At 73.0% G+C, this 15986-nt stretch carries 13 protein-coding genes; 4 read left to right on the top strand and 9 right to left on the bottom strand.

The window, feature by feature from the left end; all coding sequences use genetic code 11:
- Positions 1-17: 17 nt before the first annotated feature.
- Together LCN96_RS31500 and LCN96_RS31495 are read right to left on the bottom strand one after the other, a co-directional pair.
- Entirely contained in the window at positions 18-767 is a 750-nt protein-coding gene (locus tag LCN96_RS31500) for a DUF899 family protein (protein ID WP_225266049.1), read from the bottom strand.
- A gap of 90 nt (positions 768-857) precedes the next feature.
- Positions 858-1307: a DUF2867 domain-containing protein gene (locus tag LCN96_RS31495; RefSeq protein WP_225266048.1), complete on the bottom strand. Its 450-nt coding sequence runs from the start codon at positions 1305-1307 to the stop codon at positions 858-860.
- 83 nt (positions 1308-1390) lie between these two features.
- Here LCN96_RS31495 and LCN96_RS31490 point away from each other — a divergent pair, with 83 nt between their 5' ends.
- Positions 1391-1972, top strand: coding sequence for a TetR/AcrR family transcriptional regulator (locus tag LCN96_RS31490; RefSeq protein ID WP_225266047.1), 582 nt, complete (start codon positions 1391-1393; stop codon positions 1970-1972).
- A gap of 70 nt (positions 1973-2042) precedes the next feature.
- Positions 2043-3086: a serine hydrolase domain-containing protein gene (locus LCN96_RS31485; RefSeq protein ID WP_225266046.1), complete on the top strand. Its 1044-nt coding sequence runs from the start codon at positions 2043-2045 to the stop codon at positions 3084-3086.
- Between the two features lie 37 nt (positions 3087-3123).
- Here the strand turns inward: LCN96_RS31485 and LCN96_RS31480 are convergent, their stop codons facing one another.
- The 4 genes from LCN96_RS31480 to LCN96_RS31460 all read right to left on the bottom strand — a co-directional run bounded on the left by LCN96_RS31480 (position 3124) and on the right by LCN96_RS31460 (position 8710).
- On the bottom strand, positions 3124-6045 hold the full coding sequence (locus LCN96_RS31480; protein ID WP_225266045.1) for an RNA repair domain-containing protein: 2922 nt from the start codon (positions 6043-6045) through the stop codon (positions 3124-3126).
- The gene (locus tag LCN96_RS56775) at positions 6042-7964 is read right to left on the bottom strand and encodes an RNA ligase family protein (RefSeq protein ID WP_263657343.1); all 1923 of its coding nucleotides are present in this window, start codon (positions 7962-7964) and stop codon (positions 6042-6044) included. The genes LCN96_RS31480 and LCN96_RS56775 overlap by 4 nt, the downstream gene beginning before the upstream one ends.
- A gap of 173 nt (positions 7965-8137) precedes the next feature.
- A complete protein-coding gene (locus LCN96_RS31465; RefSeq protein ID WP_225266044.1) occupies positions 8138-8488 on the bottom strand; it encodes a hypothetical protein in 351 nt (116 codons plus the stop codon).
- A gap of 30 nt (positions 8489-8518) precedes the next feature.
- On the bottom strand, positions 8519-8710 hold the full coding sequence (locus LCN96_RS31460) for a hypothetical protein (protein WP_225266043.1): 192 nt from the start codon (positions 8708-8710) through the stop codon (positions 8519-8521).
- Between the two features lie 222 nt (positions 8711-8932).
- On the opposite strand from LCN96_RS31460, the gene LCN96_RS31455 reads away from it, so the two are divergent.
- Both LCN96_RS31455 and LCN96_RS31450 read left to right on the top strand, forming a co-directional pair.
- Positions 8933-9439, top strand: coding sequence for a hypothetical protein (locus LCN96_RS31455; protein WP_225266042.1), 507 nt, complete (start codon positions 8933-8935; stop codon positions 9437-9439).
- A gap of 84 nt (positions 9440-9523) precedes the next feature.
- Positions 9524-9943, top strand: coding sequence for an HIT family protein (locus tag LCN96_RS31450; protein ID WP_225266041.1), 420 nt, complete (start codon positions 9524-9526; stop codon positions 9941-9943).
- Positions 9944-9956: 13 nt separating this feature from the next.
- Here the strand turns inward: LCN96_RS31450 and LCN96_RS31445 are convergent, their stop codons facing one another.
- The 3 genes from LCN96_RS31445 to LCN96_RS57180 all read right to left on the bottom strand — a co-directional run bounded on the left by LCN96_RS31445 (position 9957) and on the right by LCN96_RS57180 (position 15949).
- Positions 9957-12638, bottom strand: a complete 2682-nt coding sequence (locus tag LCN96_RS31445; RefSeq protein ID WP_225266040.1) for an MOSC domain-containing protein — start codon at positions 12636-12638, stop codon at positions 9957-9959.
- Positions 12635-14455: a flavin-containing monooxygenase gene (locus LCN96_RS31440; protein WP_225266039.1), complete on the bottom strand. Its 1821-nt coding sequence runs from the start codon at positions 14453-14455 to the stop codon at positions 12635-12637. Before LCN96_RS31440 ends, LCN96_RS31445 begins: the two co-directional genes overlap by 4 nt.
- Before the next feature lie 159 nt (positions 14456-14614).
- Positions 14615-15949: a TetR/AcrR family transcriptional regulator gene (locus LCN96_RS57180; RefSeq protein ID WP_311131962.1), complete on the bottom strand. Its 1335-nt coding sequence runs from the start codon at positions 15947-15949 to the stop codon at positions 14615-14617.
- Between the last annotated feature and the right edge of the window lie 37 nt (positions 15950-15986).

The following is a 15986-nucleotide window of genomic DNA, read 5'->3' as shown; positions in this document are numbered from 1 at the left end:
TCCTCGACCCGGCGCGGTCAGTGGTGCCGGCCGCGCCGGCCGAGAGTCTCGACGGGGGTGGCGCCGGGACGGGTCCACTGCGGCACGGGGCGGCTGGTCGGGCCCCAGGTGGCGTTCCCGTCGGCGTCCGAGCGCCAGGTCCAGCACGCGCCGCCCCCCTCGGGCCAGCCCTTCGGGTTGTCCTCCCAGGACTCGCCCCGGCCGTACGGGGTCAGGTCGAGCAGGCCCATGGAGCCGTTGACCCGCTCGTTGCCCCGGCCCGTCGTGGAGTAGGTGAGGAACGTGCGGTCACCGTCGCGCAGGTAGCAGGTGAGGAACCCCATGGGGCCGCCGGCCGGGCCCTCCACGCCGCGCACCGAGTACCACGGCTGGGTGTAGCCCATGAACTCGACGAACGCCGCCACCTCCGCCCACCGGCCCGTGGTCACGATGGCGAACGAGACGCCGCGGGCGTTGAGGTAGACGGCGTCCTTCAGGTGCCAGGCCGTGGTGGTGCAGCCCTCGCACTGGCCCTGGTGCGGCGTGTCGTCGTACCACATGTGCTTGTAGACCACGAGCTCGTCGCGGCCCTCGAACAGGCTCAGGAACGGGACAGGGCCGTCGGGGCCGACGACCTCCACCGTCCCGTCGAACTCCACCATCGGCAGCCGCCTGCGGGCCGCGGCGATGGCGTCGCCCTCGCGGGTGTGGGCCTTCTCGCGGGCCAGCAGCTCGTCGCGGGCGGCCTGCCAGGTGGCCAGGTCGACGATGCGCGGGGTGCTCGTCATGGTGTTGTCCTCCGTGGGATCCGGTGCGGGGCGGCGGCGCGCGACCGCCACGCGATGGTCACCGGAACAGACTCGCGGGCCGGCCGGAACTCATCGCCGCTCGCGTGCCGCCGCGCCCATCCGCAGGATCCGCGGCACCAGCGCGCGGTGGATGGGCGACAGCGCCGCCCAGATCACCTGCCCCAGCCGCCGCTCGTACCGCAGGAAGGTGGCCGCCGCCACCTGTCCGTCGCCGGCCCGGACCACGATGTTGGCGGTCAGGCACCAGGACGCGGCCTCCATCCGGATCCAGCCGGGCCCCTGCTCGGCGATGCGCCACCCGGCCACGGTCTGCGGCGACGGCTCCCTGCTGAGGCGGAGCCCGAGGAACCCGCTCCAGATCAGCCGCTCGGCGGCGTTCGGCACGTCGCCGAACATGGCGCGGGCCCACTGCTCGGGCGTGGCCCGCACGTCGGTGGAGAGCGTGTAGTGGTCGGCGTAGTCGGACAGCGGGCTGAGCGCGCGGACGGACTCGGGGATGATCGTCACGCTGGTCTCCATTCATCTATACGCTACCGTATAGATCGAGGTTAGACCCATCTATACGGCACCGTATAGATGGCGGACAGGGTGAGGTGGGACACATGGCGGGCGCGATCCGCACCCCGCGCGAGAAGTGGATCGAGGCGGGGCTGCAGGCCCTGGCCGCCGGCGGCCCGGACGCCGTGCGCGTCGAGGCGCTGGCCAAGCGGCTCGGCGTCACGAAAGGCGGCTTCTACGGGTACTTCGCCGACCGCGACGCCCTGCTGACCGCGATGCTGGACGCCTGGGAGCGGGAGAGCATCGACGAGGTGATCGAGCGCGTCGAACGCGAGGGCGGCGATCCGAAGTCCAAGATCCAGCGGGCGGGCATGCTCACCTTCTCCAGCGACCGGCTGCTGCCCATCGACCTCGCCGTCCGCGGCTGGGCCCGGCGCGACGAGGCGGTCGCCGGGCGGCTGCGGCGGGTCGACAACCGGCGCATGGCCCTGCTGCGCGAGATGATCGGCACCTTCTGCACCGACCCCGACGAGGTCGAGGCCCGCAGCGTGCTGGCCTTCTGCGCGGCGATCGGCGCGCACTTCCTGGCCGCCGACCACGAGGGGCGCACTCGCGCCCAGGTCCTCGCCCACGCCGGCGACCTGCTGCTCGACCGCCCCAGGCCCGCCACCGGCCGGCCGGGGTAGTGCTGGCCCCACTCCGGCCTGGCGTGCAGGCGTGACTGCCCCTGCATGATCATCCTGTGAGGTTGGACGCATGATGAAACTGCTCGCCTCCGCTGTAGCCGGCCTCCTGGCCCTCACCCCCGCCCAGTCCCCGTTGGACGTGCTCACCGGGCAGGACGGCATGGCGGGTGCGCTGAGCCACGTGACAGGCCCGGGCGGGACGAGCGTGACCCGGCGCTCCGGCACCGCGGAGCGGGGCACCGGCAAGCCGATGATCGGCGCCGAGGGGCGGTTCAGGATCGCCAGCGGGAGCAAGCCGATCATCGCCGCCACCGTGCTGCGGCTGGCCGACCAGCGGAAGATCGACCTGGACGCCAAGGTGGACCGTTACCTGCCCGGAGTGCTGCGCGGCACCGGCGACGGCGCCGCGATCGACGGCAGGAAGATCACCGTGCGCATGCTGTTGCGGCAGACCAGCGGCCTGCCCGAGTTCCTCGACGCGATCGAGTGGAAGCAGCCCTTCCCCGACTTCCTGCGGGTCGCGCTGGCCCGCAAGTCCACCGCGCGTGGTTCGTTCGCCTACGCCAACACCAACTACCTGGTCCTCGGCATGATCGTGACCGCGGTGACCGGCAAGGACTTCCGCCGGGCGAGCAAGGAGCTGATCCTGGAGCCGTACGGGATGCGGGACACGTACTGGCCGGCCAAGGGCGACAACGGCATCCGCGGCCCGCACGCCCACACCTACGGCGTCCACCCGGGCCGTCCGCAGGACGGCGAGGTGGACCTGACCGACCAGCTTCCCACCTACGCGTTCGGGCCGAGCGGCGGCCTGGTCTCCACGCCCGCCGACCTCAACCGGTTCTGGCGCGAGGCGCCGCTGAGCAGGCTGATGGCCGGGTCGGTGCCGGTGGAGCAGGAAGGCTGGCCCGCGGGCGCCCGCTACGGTCACGGCGTGGTCCGGATGGGCACCAAGTGCGGCGAGGCCTACTTCGCCGCCGGCGACATGCCGGGCGCCGCGGTCATCAGCGGCCGGAACCGGGGCGGGCGCGCGGCCACGGTCTACGTCACGGGCGTTCCCGAGAACCGGCAGCACCTGATCGACGCCTTCATCACCGCGATGTGCGACCGCTGAGCGACGCTCAGCGCCCGGACGCTCAGCGCCCGGACGCTCAGCTCATGGTGGGGACGGCGCCGCCGTCGGCCCATTCGACCGTGACGCCGGGCAGGTCCCTGGCCCACCGGCCGGCCAGCTCGCCGAGCCGGGCGGCCGTCGGTGGGGTGCGGCCCAGGCCGATCGCGTACCTGGCCTGCGTGGGGGTGCTCTCGAACGGGCGGGGCCAGGCGTGCGCGTCCGGCATCCCGGCCTCCTCCAGGGCGGTGATCAGCTCCAGCATCCGTCCTCTGACGCGGCCGAGCAGCGCGTCCAGCTCTCCGGAACGCACGGTCACCACCGCCCAGGCCACGTGACGGCGGTGCAGGGGTGGCGGGGTGGCCAGCTCGGCTGAGCGGCCGCTCTCCGTGAGTTCCCAGGCCCGGTACAGCTCGTGGGTGAGCAGCTCCAGGGCGCCGGGGGTGAGCTGTCGGGCGCAGTTGCGGACGGGGAAGCTGGGCGTCAGGACCACGGCGGGCTCCGAGTCCTCATGGGTGGCACCGGGGCCCAGGGTTACCGGATCCCGCCAGTTCCAGGCGGCCCACGTGCCGAAGAAGCGGCCCAGGTCGTCGTCGCCGCCGTCGCCGACCGTGCGTGCGGCCATGACCGTCCAGGCCAGCCCGGGGAGACCGCCGAACGGGGCGGAGTCCAGCCCGCGGGCCCGTGCCCACGCCTTCACCTGCCGGGCCAGGCGCGCGAAGGACGCGTGCCGCCCGCCGACTGCGGCGCGCACGGCGTCCGCGTCGCTGATCGCGCTCAGCGCGGTGGCCGCCGCCTCGCCCAGCTCGGCGCGCCTGGCCACGGCCTGCCGCGGTGGCAGCGCACCGGACGGCACCACGGTCAGGTCCACGTCCAGGCCGCCCGTACGCAACCGCAGCCCCGGCACCCGGGCCCCCACCACCCGCCGCAACCGGGACACCCCGGGCAGCGCCGCCCGGACCCGCGCCTCCACCTCGGCCCGGTCCGGCTCCCCGGGCAGCACCGCCACCAGGTCCAGGTCGGCGTCCGGCAGCTCGCACCCCATCCGCCGGGACCCGGCGACGTGCACCACCCCGGGCTCCAGCGCCTCCGCCAACCGCCGCACGACACCCGCCACCGGAGCCACCCGGCGCGCCACCGGAGCCACCCGGCCCGCCACCGGATCGGCCGGTCCCGCCGTCGGATCCGCCTGGCCCGGCTCGGCTCCGCTCGCCGGGCGCACGAGGTCCGCTCCGGTCCCGCCGGTCAGGCCCGCCGCGTCCTGCGCGCCCGTCAGGAGTGCCGCAGCCGTCGCATCCGGCAGATCCTCGCCGATCACCGGGTCGGGCGACCAGCGCAGCTCGCCCGTCCCCAACGTCACCCGCGCCCGCACCCGCATGGGCTCATCCCCCCGGCGGGACAGCACCACCAGCTCTCCCACCTGCGCCGACATCCCCGCCAGCCGGATCGGCTCCTCGGTGCGGCCGAGCGTCAGATGCGGCGTGAAACCCTCAGGCCGCCCCTCGCACCGGGGAAACCGCCGCCGCAACGCCTCGTGCAGGCGCCCCCACGGAGCCGGATCACCGGCGGCCGGATCGAGCCAGGCGGTCACCTGATCACGATGCCGGAACACCCGCACCCCCTCCAGCCTGGCCGCGAACGCCCCCACCTCGGCCGCCGCGGCGGACAGCAACGGCGCCGCCGCCTCGAACTCCGACTCGGGCACGAACCCGAACAGCAGGTTGACGTGCGGCGGCCACCGCCGGACCTGCGGATCGTGCGCCCGGCGCACGTCCTGGATCGCCGGCCACAGCTCGACCGGCGGGATCCACGCCACCGCCGTCCGCGCCGTCGGCGGCACGTCCAGCACCCCGCGGTCACGGACGTCACCGGTGAGGTCGAGCACCGCCTCCACCGCGTAGTGATCGGAGATGTACAGCCCGCCCGGGCCGGGCGTGTCGCCGCGCAGCCCAGCCGAGACCACCTGGGGCCGGCCGCGCAGCAGGATCCGGTCCAGGCGCGCGGGCTGCCCGGACCGCGACGACAGTGCCGCGAGCGGGTTGACGACCGGGTCGAACGTGGGCGTCCCATCACTCCCGTACGCCTCCGCCCAGGCGTCCCGCAGGCCGAGCGCCGCCGCCGGGGTGTCCGTGCCGTCGTTGAAGTCGCCCGCCACGACCACGTCGCCGTCCACGCCGGCCAGCCCCTCGGCGATCGCGGTCAGCTCGCCCCGCCGCCTGGCCGCGCCGTCGGTGGAGTGGTCGCTGCTCAGGTGGGTGACGGCGACCACGAGGGGGCCGGTGGCGGTGTCCACCACGACGGCGGCCACCGACTTGTGCGGGCCCAGCTCGTGCCGGCCCGCCTCGCGCACCGGCAGGCGGGTGAGCAGCAGCAGGCCGCCGTCGTCCACGTCCGGTCCGTACGGGTCGGTGCCGAGCGTGTAGCCGTCGCGCGCCCAGGGGGCGGCCAGCAGCATCGACAGCAGCGCCGGCTCGACCTCCTGCAGCGCGATCACGTCCGCGTCGGCCTCCTCCAGGGCCGCGAGCAGCAGGGGACGGCGGCGGGCGGTGTCGATGCGGTCGCTGTCGTAGCGGTCCCACAACGTGTTCCAGGTCAGGACGCGCACGGACGTGCGCGTGGCGGGCGCGTGCCCGGTGGCGGGACGCCAGCCGCCCGCCGGATCCCAGGCGTGCGGGGTCGAGGCGGTGAAGAACGGCGGGCGCAGCAGGCGTACGACCCGCGCCCGGCCGGCCTCGCAGGTGTCCACGCGGTCGAGCCCCGTGGCCCGGTCCCACACCAGCTCGCCGTCCGCCTCGACGAACAGCACCCGATGCCAGGGGATTTCCCCTGCCGGCGTGAACGCGGGCAGCGCGACCCGCTTGGGTGCGGCCTCGCGCCGGGCGATCCCCAGCACGAACCGGGACGGGTCGAACCTCGGGTCCCAGCGGATCCGGTGGTAGATCTCCTCGCTGGTACGCATCATGTCTCCTGCCCGTACAGGGCGCCGTCCACGTCGTCGACGGTTCCGCGCGCCCCGACGTACCACGTGCGATGGGCCTGGCCGGGATACGGCGGGACGAACCGGCGCGACTGCGTGGCCAGCACCTGCGCGGGCACCGGATGGGCGCGGCGGGCGTTGCGCCGGTGCAGATCGTCCTCCTCCACCAGCACGACCGCGTGCGTCGTCAGCGCGTCGCGGCGGCGCGCCACGGCGTGGACCAGGCCGCGCTGGTGCTGGTTGAGCGAGGTGGCGTCCCACACGACGGTGCCGCCGGCGGCCAGGGCCGCGTCGAGCCGGTTCAGCGCGTCGCCGAGCACCTCGCGGTTCGCCCGCTGGTCCGCCCGCGAGCCGCGGGCGTCGCGCAGGTCGTCCAGCGACACGTACGCGTCGATCCCCGGCAGCTCCGCCGCGAACGTGCTCTTCCCGCTGCCCGACGGCCCCACCAGGTGCACCAGCCGGGGGAAGCCGCCCGATCGCCAGCGCCACGTCGCCGCCACGGCCTCCTCGACCGTGGTGAGCCTGCCGCCGGCCCAGGCGTCGCGGGCCTCCGCCCAGCACCGGTCGGCCGCCTCCCCATCGAGCCCGGCCAGCGCCTCGCGCAGCCCGCCCCGCAGCGGCGCCAGCGGTCGCGGCGAGAGCAGCCCGGCCTCGTCGGCATGCAGCGCCGACCACTCGACCTGCTCCCGCGCGTCCGCTCCGCCGGGCTCCGCCGCCGGGACGGACGCGGCCACGGCGTGCAGCACCCCCAGGTCGGCGGCCAGCGCCATCCGCCGCAGCCCGGTCCGCCGCTCCTCGTCCGGGTAGGGCCTGCGCAGCCCGCCGTGCAAGCCGACCAGGTCCGCGATCCGCCGTGCCAGCGGCATGCCCAACGGGCCGGCCAGCCGCGCCGCCACCCAGGGGCGGGGGTGGGCGTGCAGCACGGTGGCCAGCACCCCGGCCAGCCGCGCGTCCCCCCACCGCCCCATGGTGTCCAGCCGCGCCGCCACCTCAGCCACCGCCTCGGCCACCGGCTCGGCCACCGCCTCAGCCAACGGCTCGGCCAACGGCTCGGCCGCCACCTCGGCCGCCATCTCGCCCACCACGCCCACCGGCACGGCCCGCGTTGAGGCGGCCACGCCGGAGCCTGCGGCGGCCGGGCCTGCCTCACGCAGGGCGGCGCCGGGCGGGGTGCGGTCGGGCGGGGTGCGGTCGGGCGGGGTGCGGTCGAGTACGGTCAGGTTGAGTGCGGTCAGCAGGGCGCCCACATCCGGGTCCGCGCCCGCCCGCACCGACCACAGCGCCGCCCCCGCCCCAACCCCGTTGGGCACCACAGCCGCATGCATCCAGTGCGTCCCCGTGCGCACATGCTCCCGCCGCACCCACTTGGCCACCCGCCCCGCGAACTCCTCCCGCCCGAACCCCTCGGCGGCCCGCACCACGTACCCCTCCTGCCGCTCCGCATCCAGCCGCAGCCTCCGCAGCGCAAGCTCGTCGAACACACCACGCCACAACACAGGCGGCACCGGAATGCCCAGCTCCCGCAGGAAGGCGACGGTCCGATCCCAGTCGAGGCAGCGATCCCCGTCCCACACCGAGAACCCGTAGAACCAGCTCTCCAGCCCCTGGTAGGCGATGGAGTGACGGGCGTACATGTTCTCCCCGCACACCCGCCACCCCGCCGGGATCCGCCCGCCGATCCGCCCCTGCAGCCCCTTGACCCAGGCCCGGGACGGATGGTGGCCGGAATCGAGCGACCGGGCGTGCAGGCCGTCCGTGTACAGGGTGGTGTTCTCCCCGTCGAGCTTCTCGGTGACCACGACCTCGCGCCCGCGCAACCCCGACAGGTCGCCCACGCGGACGTCGTCGGAGGTCGCGCCGGGCGACCAGGGCAGGTGAGGGGTACGCGGATAGGGCACGCGCATGATCCCTCCCCCCCTCGGCTGGAGGTCACTGTACAAGCGGCTCGACGAGCCCCTCCAGCCAATAAATCAGGAGAGAAGTCAGCTCTCCTTGCGCAGCACGCCCGACCGCGTCCAGGCTCGAAAGGCCGGACATGGTGCGATGACGGCCGACATCGGCGCGGATCGGTGGCTCCTCAGTCCTTCACTGCCTTGGGGAACCACCGCATGGCCTTGGACTTCGTCCCGTCCGGAAGGTCGATGCCGTGCTCGCGCAGGTAGGCGTCGGCCAGCTCCTGGAGCACCGCGTGCAGGACGGGCGAGCGATACTTCTGGGAGCCGAGCCCGAGCTTGGCGCGCAGCCAGCTCTCCGCGCCGGTGCGCGCCACTGTCCTCTCCGCGCCGAACGCGTCGGCGTGCAGCGTGATGTACGCGTAGGCGCAGGCGGCGGGATAGAAGGACGCGGGCCTACCGGCCTTCTCGGCTTTGGTGATGCCGGCGGTCACCCAGGCCGGGATCTCCGGCTCGGTCTTGCGAGTTTCGCTCATGCCTGACTCGCTTTCCACAAGGCTTGATCGTCATCGACCGTTCTCGCCGTCGTCCTTCTTCCGCACGCTGAAGGCGGAGCCGAAGGCCACTCCCAGTGCGACGCCCAGCGAGATGCCGAGGGCGAGGTTGTCCAGGGCGAGCCCGAAGACGACACCGAAGACCAAGCCGAGGCTGATCCCGGAGCCGAGCCCGGCGCCCGAGGGCATCTTCTTGCTCGTCATCGCGTCCCTTCCGGGAGGTGAGGGTGGAGTGGCCGGCTCGGCGAGGCGAGGGGGGCACCCCGGGTTCCCCATCCAACGTAGGACGTGACACCGAGGCTCGTTGATAACGATGCCGCATCACCGCCCCGGGATTCTGTCCAGCAAACCGACATACCTTCGCCATACCGGACGTCAGTACGCTGGCGACCCAGCCGAATCAGAAACCCCTGAATGGGAGGATCAATGGTGGCTCGAACCATGATGGCCGGTGCTTTCGCGGCAATCGCGCTGGGATTGTCGACGGCACCCGCCTACGCCGATGAGCCGACCCTTCCCGAGGCTCCCAGAAAGGTCTATTCGATCGAGAAAATCGGGAAGCTGATGACGAATGTCTACGATGGCACCCGCCTCCTGACCTCCTGCCAGGCGGACAAGGGCGGCACCTGCACGATCTCACGCTCCTTCAGCGTGACGCGCACGATCGGCGTCGCTCTGGGCGTCTCCAGGTCATTCGTGTCGGCCGAACTGAACATGAGCTCGGCCCGCACGGTAGAGGTGCGAGCCGCCTGCACCTCTCGCGTGTTCTCGTCCAACAACCAGATCTACAAGGCTTATCCGGCGGGAACGCGGCAGTGGTACAAGGTCGTGGAGAAATACTACGTGGGCGGGAAGCTCAAGCGGACGACGAAGTCCGTGCCGCTGCAGGCCTTCAACCCGCGGGGAGTCTCCTGCCTGATGCGCACCACGTGACCTTCAGGCTGTCGTGCAGTGCCCCCGCCCGCAGGTGATCCGGCCCCGCTACGCTCGGATGCGATCATGTGAAGGAGCGGCGCCATGACACGGACCTGTACGTTCTGCGGCATCGTAGCCGGAGAGATCCCCGCGGAGATCGTCTACACCGACGACCACGTGGTCGCCTTCCTGGACATCTCGCAGGCGACCCGCGGCCACACCCTGGTCGTCCCCCGCGAGCACTGCCGCGACCTGACCGACATCGGCCCCGACCGGGCGGGCCTGCTCATGCGCGGCGCCGTGCACGCCGCCGACCTGCTGCGGCGCGCGCTGGAACCGGGCGGGATGAACATCTGGCACGCCACCGGCCCCACGGCCTGGCAGACCGTGTTCCACTTCCACCTGCACCTGCTGCCTCGTTACACCACCGAGGATCTCAGGCAGGCGTGGACGCATCGCGAGGTGCCGCTGTCGTCGTTGTCGCCGCTGGCCGAGCAGATCAGGGCCGCCGCGGCGTCCTGAGGCGTCCGGCCGGTCAGCCTGGACGGACCTCGTCGCCGACTCTCAGCTCACCGAGGTTCTTCGGCACCAGGCGGATGCCGAACCAGGTGTTGCCGTCCCAGCGGCGGTGCTTGGCCAGGGTTCGCAGGGGTTCCTTGCCGCGGTCGAGCGTGGCCGGGTCCCAGGTGGTGGCGGCGCAGCGGTCGCACAGCTCCGAGACGCGGAAGTCGATCTCGCCGATGCGGACCGACGTCCAGGTGTCCTCCACGAAGGGCGGGGCGCCGTCGATGATGGCGTTGGGGCGGAAGCGGGTGATGTCGAGGGGCTCGGGCGGGTGCTCCTGCCGTTCCGCGGCGCCTTCGGTGATCCAGTCGTTGAGGCGGCTCAGAGAACTGCGGGAGACCAGGTGGAGGGCGGCGTCCCAGGCGAAGGGGACGGTCTCCTCGGGCGGGCCGCCGGGAGTCGCGGGCCGCGGGTCCTCCTGCCGGACGAGGCGGGCCGGCTTGCCGAGCAGGCGGGTGAACCAGTCGTGGGCGTCGGGGTGGGCGAGGACGCCTCGGGTGAAGTTGGCGAAGCTCACGGGCAGCGTGTCGCCGGTGGGCGGAGGGACCTTGAGGTCGTCCATGCCGTCCGCGGACAGGAGGAGGTGGCCGTCGGCGGTCTCGGCCGCCGAGACGGACAGGAGCCGGGGGTGCTCGCCCACCCAGATCAGCTCTCCTCGCGGGTCCACCACGGCCCAGCGGCGGTCGCCTTCCAGGCCCCAGGGGAGGACCTGGGCGGAGGGGCGGGGGACGGCCTTGGTGGACTTGACGGGGTAGGTGCGGATCTCCGCTAGCTCCATGGGGCAAGGATATGAGGAAGCGCTCTCCCGGGGTATGGGGCTCGTTCGCGGGTTTCGAGGGTGGGATCTCCGATCAGGGGAAACGGGTGCGCGGAGGGGAAGCCGTGCAGTGGTCACGTGAAACGTTCTTCGCGGAGGCTGCCGGAGCGGGCGAGGAGGAGTCCGCTGAGCGCCTTGAGGATCTGGCGGTGAGGGTGGAGGTCGTGGTGCGGGTGCTGGGAGGTGCAGGACGCTGCCGTCGCCGTTCGCGGCGATGACCAGGGCGCCGTTCGGCGTGGCCGCGATGCCGGCGAACGGACGGGGGATTCCGGGGAGGCCGGGGATGACGAAGAGGCTGCGTTCTGGGCGGGAGGGGCCGGTTCGTGGGTGGGAGGGGCCGGTGTCCGGGTGGGACGGGGTCGGCTCTGGGAGGGACGGGTCGTGGTCCGGGTCGGTCAGGCCGGTCGCGGGTGCCACTGCGAGGGAGTCGGCCTCGGTCCTGACGTCTCCGGTGGCGAGGTCGATGGCGAGCAGTCTGCGGTGGGAGGGCTCGACGATGTACAGGGTGCCGTCGTGGACGGTGATGCCCTGCGGGGTGCCGAGCCCGCCGGCCAGCAGCGCGGGCCCGCCGTCCTCGATCCGGTGCACCGCGCCGAGCTGCTCGTCGCTGACGTAGCAGCGCTGGTCGGCGCCGACGGCCACGCCGACCGGGCGGCCGAGGCCCCCGGCCAGCACGCTGATCTGGTCGTCGTGGTCGATCGTGAGGACGCGCCCGGCGCCGGACTCGGCGACCACCAGGGTGCCGTCGGCGCGCACGGCCACGCCCAGCGGCCGGTTCAGGCCGTCGGCCCGGGTGCGCACCGTGCCGGAGCGGCGGTCGTAGGTGCGGACCTGGCCGTACTGGGAGGTGGCGTGCAGGAGGTCGCCGTCGGCGGCGACGCCGTGCACGAAGGTCAGCAGGTCGGTGGTGGTGACGTCCTCATCCGGGCCGTTGCCGGGTTGCGCGAGGCGGTAGTGGTCGGCCAGGTGGATGCCGCCGCCGAGGTCGATGGTCACCCCGAAGGGCCCGCCGAGGCCGCGGGGGACGATCTGCCGGGTACGCCCGTCGGGTGCCAGCTCGGCGATGCCGCCGTGGGCGTAGCTGGAGACGTACATGCGGTTGTCGGCGTCGAAGGCGGCGTTGTCCAGGGCGTTGAGGTCGCTGACGACGGCGGAGCGGTCACCGGTGCCGGTGAGGTCGAGGCGCGTGACCGTCCCGGTCTGGCCGAGCGACAGGACCAGCAGGACGCCCTCGCGGTCGAACCGCACGGCGACCGGGGCCGGGACGTCGGCGGCCACCAGCTCGGGCTCGCCGCCGTCGAGCGGGACGCGGAACACCTCCCCGGTGAGCATGTGCGGGTAGTAGAGCCGCCCGTCCGGGCCGAGCTGCATGGCGTTGCCCATGGCCAGGCCCGCCGCGAGCACCCTGGGCTCGTCACCGGCGGGGGAGAGCTCCAGCAGGCGGCCACCGGGGATCATCTCGTTGGCGAACACCCGTGTGCCGACGCAGGCGATCCCGTTCGGCGCGGTGATCCGGTCGGTGACCAGCGTGAAGGTTCCGGCGGGGTCGCGTCGCCACACCCGGCCGGGGATCAGGTCGGTCACGTACATCGCGCCGGCGGTGTCGAAGGCGAGGTCGTCGGGGGATCGCAGCGGGCCGTCCGGCGGTACGACCACCTCGACGTCGCCGGTGGCCAGGTCCACGGCGCTGATCTGGCCGGCGAGGTACTGCGCCACGTACAGGCGTCCGTCGGGCCCGAAGGCGATGCCGTTCGAGCCCCCCAGCGGGGCGGCCCGGACCAGCCGCTCGACCTTACGGCGGCTCACCGGCTGCCCGCTCGAAGGCTGCCCGCTCATCGCTCGCCCGCCAGCACCTCATCCATGCCACCCTCGGCACGCCAGCGCCGCAGCAGCTCATGGAAGGCGATCGGACCGGGCCCGTACGTGAAACCGACCGGCCGGGGCTTGCCCTCGTTGTTGTAGTAGCCGGGCGTGCACTCGGCCTGGAACCGGCTGTTGTCGGGCGCCAGCTCCCGGATGGTGCCGATCCACGCCTCCTCGGCGTCCTTGGCCGGCTCGATCGCGGCGACGCCACGTCGGCGGGCCTCGGCGACGACGGCGCCGATGTGGGTGGCCTGCTCCAGCAGGATGTGCACGAAGTTCACCGCGGTGGCGTTCTGCAGCGGGCCCAGGTGGAACAGGTTCGGGAAGCCGTGGCTGTAGAAGCCGTGCAGCGTGCGCGGCCCCTGCATCCAGGTGCCCAGCAGCGGCGTGCCGCCCCGGCCGTGTACGGGCAGGACACCGGCGACGATGCCGGAGACGCCGACCTCGAAGCCGGTGGCGAAGATGACGCAGTCGACCTCGTACTCCTGCTCCCCGACCACGACCGCCGACTCGGTCATCGCGGTGATGCCGCCGTGGTCGGCGGTGTCAACCAGGGTGACGTTGGGCCGGTTGTAGGTCTGCAGGTAGTGATCGCTGAACGTGGGCCGCTTGCACATGTACCGGTACCAGGGCTTGAGCAGCTCCGCGGTGGCCGGGTCGGTGACGATCTCGTCCACGCGGGCGCGGATCTCGTTCATCTTCTGGAAGTCGGCGAGCTCGTCGAAGTACGCGCGTTCGCCGGGGGAGAGGGTGGTGTCGACGGTGCCGGCCATCAGGTTGCGCTGCAGCCGGGCGGTGCTGGTCCAGCCGTCGTCGATCAGGTCCTGCTCGGCGTGGCCGCCGGTGACGACGGTGAGGAAGTTGTCCATGCGCTCGCGCTGCCAGCCGGGCTTGAGCGAGGCGGCCCAGGCCGGGTCAGTGGGTCGGTTGTCGCGCACGTCCACCGAGGAGGGGGTGCGCTGGAAGACGTACAGGTGCTGGGAGTCGCGCCCGAGGTGCGGGATGGCCTGGATGCCGGTGGCGCCGGTGCCGACGATCGCGACGCGCTTGTCGGCGAGCTTGTGCAGGCCGCCGGTCTGGTCGCCGCCGGTGTAGCCGTAGTCCCAGCGGCTGGTGTGAAACGTGTGCCCCTTGAACGTCTCGATGCCGGGGATGCCGGGCAGCTTCGGCTGGGCCAGCGTGCCGGCGGACATCACCACGTAGCGGGCCCGGAAGTCGTCGCCCCGGTCGGTGCGCACCTGCCACTCGTCCGCGTCGTCGTCCCAGCGCAGCTCCGTGACGCGGGTGTGGAACAGCGTGTCGCGGTACAGGTCGTAGTGCTCGGCGATCGCGACGGCGTGCCGGCGGATCTCCTCGCCGGACGCGTACCGCATGGTGGGCACGTAGCCGACCTCTTCGAGCAGCGGCAGGTAGACCGACGCCTCGATGTCGCAGTGGATGCCCGGGTACCGGTTCCAGTACCAGGTGCCGCCGAAGTCGCCGGCCTCGTCCAGCATGCGGACGTCCGCCACGCCCGCGTCGCGGAGCTTGGCGCCGGTGAGCAGCCCGCCGAAGCCCCCGCCCACCACCAGCGCCTCGACCCGGTCGCGGACCGGCTCGCGCTCGACCCGCTCGGTGTACGGGTCGGCGGCGTAGTAGCCGAACTCGCCCCGGGTGCCCTGGTACTGGGCGTTGCCGTCGGGCCGCAGGCGGCGGTCGCGTTCGTGGCGGTACCTGGCGCGCAGCGCGTCCGGGTCGAAGCCCAGCTCCGCGACCGTGAGAGGTGCGGGGCGCGGCGAGGAGTGGTCCATGGGGTCCCTTCCGATCAGGGAGCCGCTGAGTCGTCGCCGCGCCTGGGGAGACGGCGCGGCAAGTCATCGGCGCACGGCCGATCGGACGGGGCGTCGTGCTGCAGCGGCGGACGATGATCGCCCCGTCTGAGAACAGCTAACCGAATGTGGAAAATTAAGTCAAATGATTGCTTTGTGGCTGGTCGCCGGGGCCAGGTACAGCCCTTCGACGGCGTCGATCAGCTCGGCGGCCGTGGCCGACCAGGCCGCCCTGGCCGCGTCCGCGTCGTCAGGCAGGGTGTGCTCGCGGGCGGCGCAGGTGTGCACGAGCAGCGTGCGGGCCATGTCGTCGCGGCGCCTGCGCAGCTCGGGCGGGAGTGCCGGCAGGCAGCGGTGCAGGCCGGCGACGACCGCGTAGAAGTGAGGTGCGTCGTGCAGGCCCGTGGCCGCCAGCTCGCGCAGCTGCGGCTCGGTCATGATCTGCGCGGCGAGCCTGGCGTACCAGCTCGGGGAGCCCAGGTCGCTCAGATGCTCGGTGAACGGCAGCACGACGCAGGCCACCCAGTCGCGCAGCTCAGGGCTGTCGCCGTTGGCCCGCAGGAGCCGGGCGCGGATCTGCTCCAGTTGCGTGGTGTGGTGCTCGACGATCGCGTGCAGGAGGTCGGCCTTGGTGCCGAAGTGGTAGCCGACCGCGGCGTTGTTGCCCTGGCCGGCGGCCTCGCTGACCTGGCGGTTGGAGACCGCGAACACGCCGTGCTCGGCGAACAGGCGCTCGGCGGTCAGCAGGATCCGGCTCCGGGTCTGACCCGCCTTCACCACGCCCCTCCCGGGGGCGGCATCATCAGGTTCGTCGGTGGCCCTGTCGCTGCCGGCGGCCCTGGCGGTGGCGCCGCCGGTGGCGCTGTCCGGGTGCGTCGCCGGTGCCGTCCGGATGGCGGTCGTGCCGGCTGCGGCCAGCGCGAACATCTCGTCGAGGAGCTCGAACAGCGACGCCGCGCCGCTCTCGGGATCCCACGCCATGAAGCTCTCGCGGACACAGACCAGCGCCATGCTGCTCATCGCCCTGGCCCGCAGCCCGGCGACCCCCCGATCGCCGAGCCAGCCGAGGATGGACTCCTCGAAGTGCAGGTTGGCCGGCAGGAGGAAGCGGCTCAGCTCGGGCTGGCCTGCCAGAATGCGCCGCCGCGCGGACACCGTCCGCAGCTCCGCGGTCAGGAACGCCTTGAGCGCCCTGGTCAGGGCCATCCACGGGTCGGTGCCAGGCTCCTGGGCGAGCAGCTCCGCCACCTGGGCCGCTTCACCGGGAGCCGGGTCGAACAGGGCGCCCGCCTTGGTGTCGAAGTGGTTGAAGAAGGTACGGCGGGACACGCCGGCCGCCGCCGCGATGTCGTCGATCGACACGGCGGCGAACCCGTGCTCCTCGAACAGGGTCAGGGCGGCCTGGCGCAGCCGGCGCCGGCGTTCGGTCTTGTCCGCGGCGGCAGTGGTCCGGGTGCCGGAGGACGTGGAGGTCACCCCTAGACATTAGGGCCTTGGCGCGCAGGCCGCATTT

The sequence above is a fragment of the Nonomuraea gerenzanensis genome (genome assembly GCF_020215645.1).
Lineage (GTDB): Bacteria > Actinomycetota > Actinomycetes > Streptosporangiales > Streptosporangiaceae > Nonomuraea > Nonomuraea gerenzanensis.
This window is presented reverse-complemented; position numbering and strand designations above follow the sequence as displayed.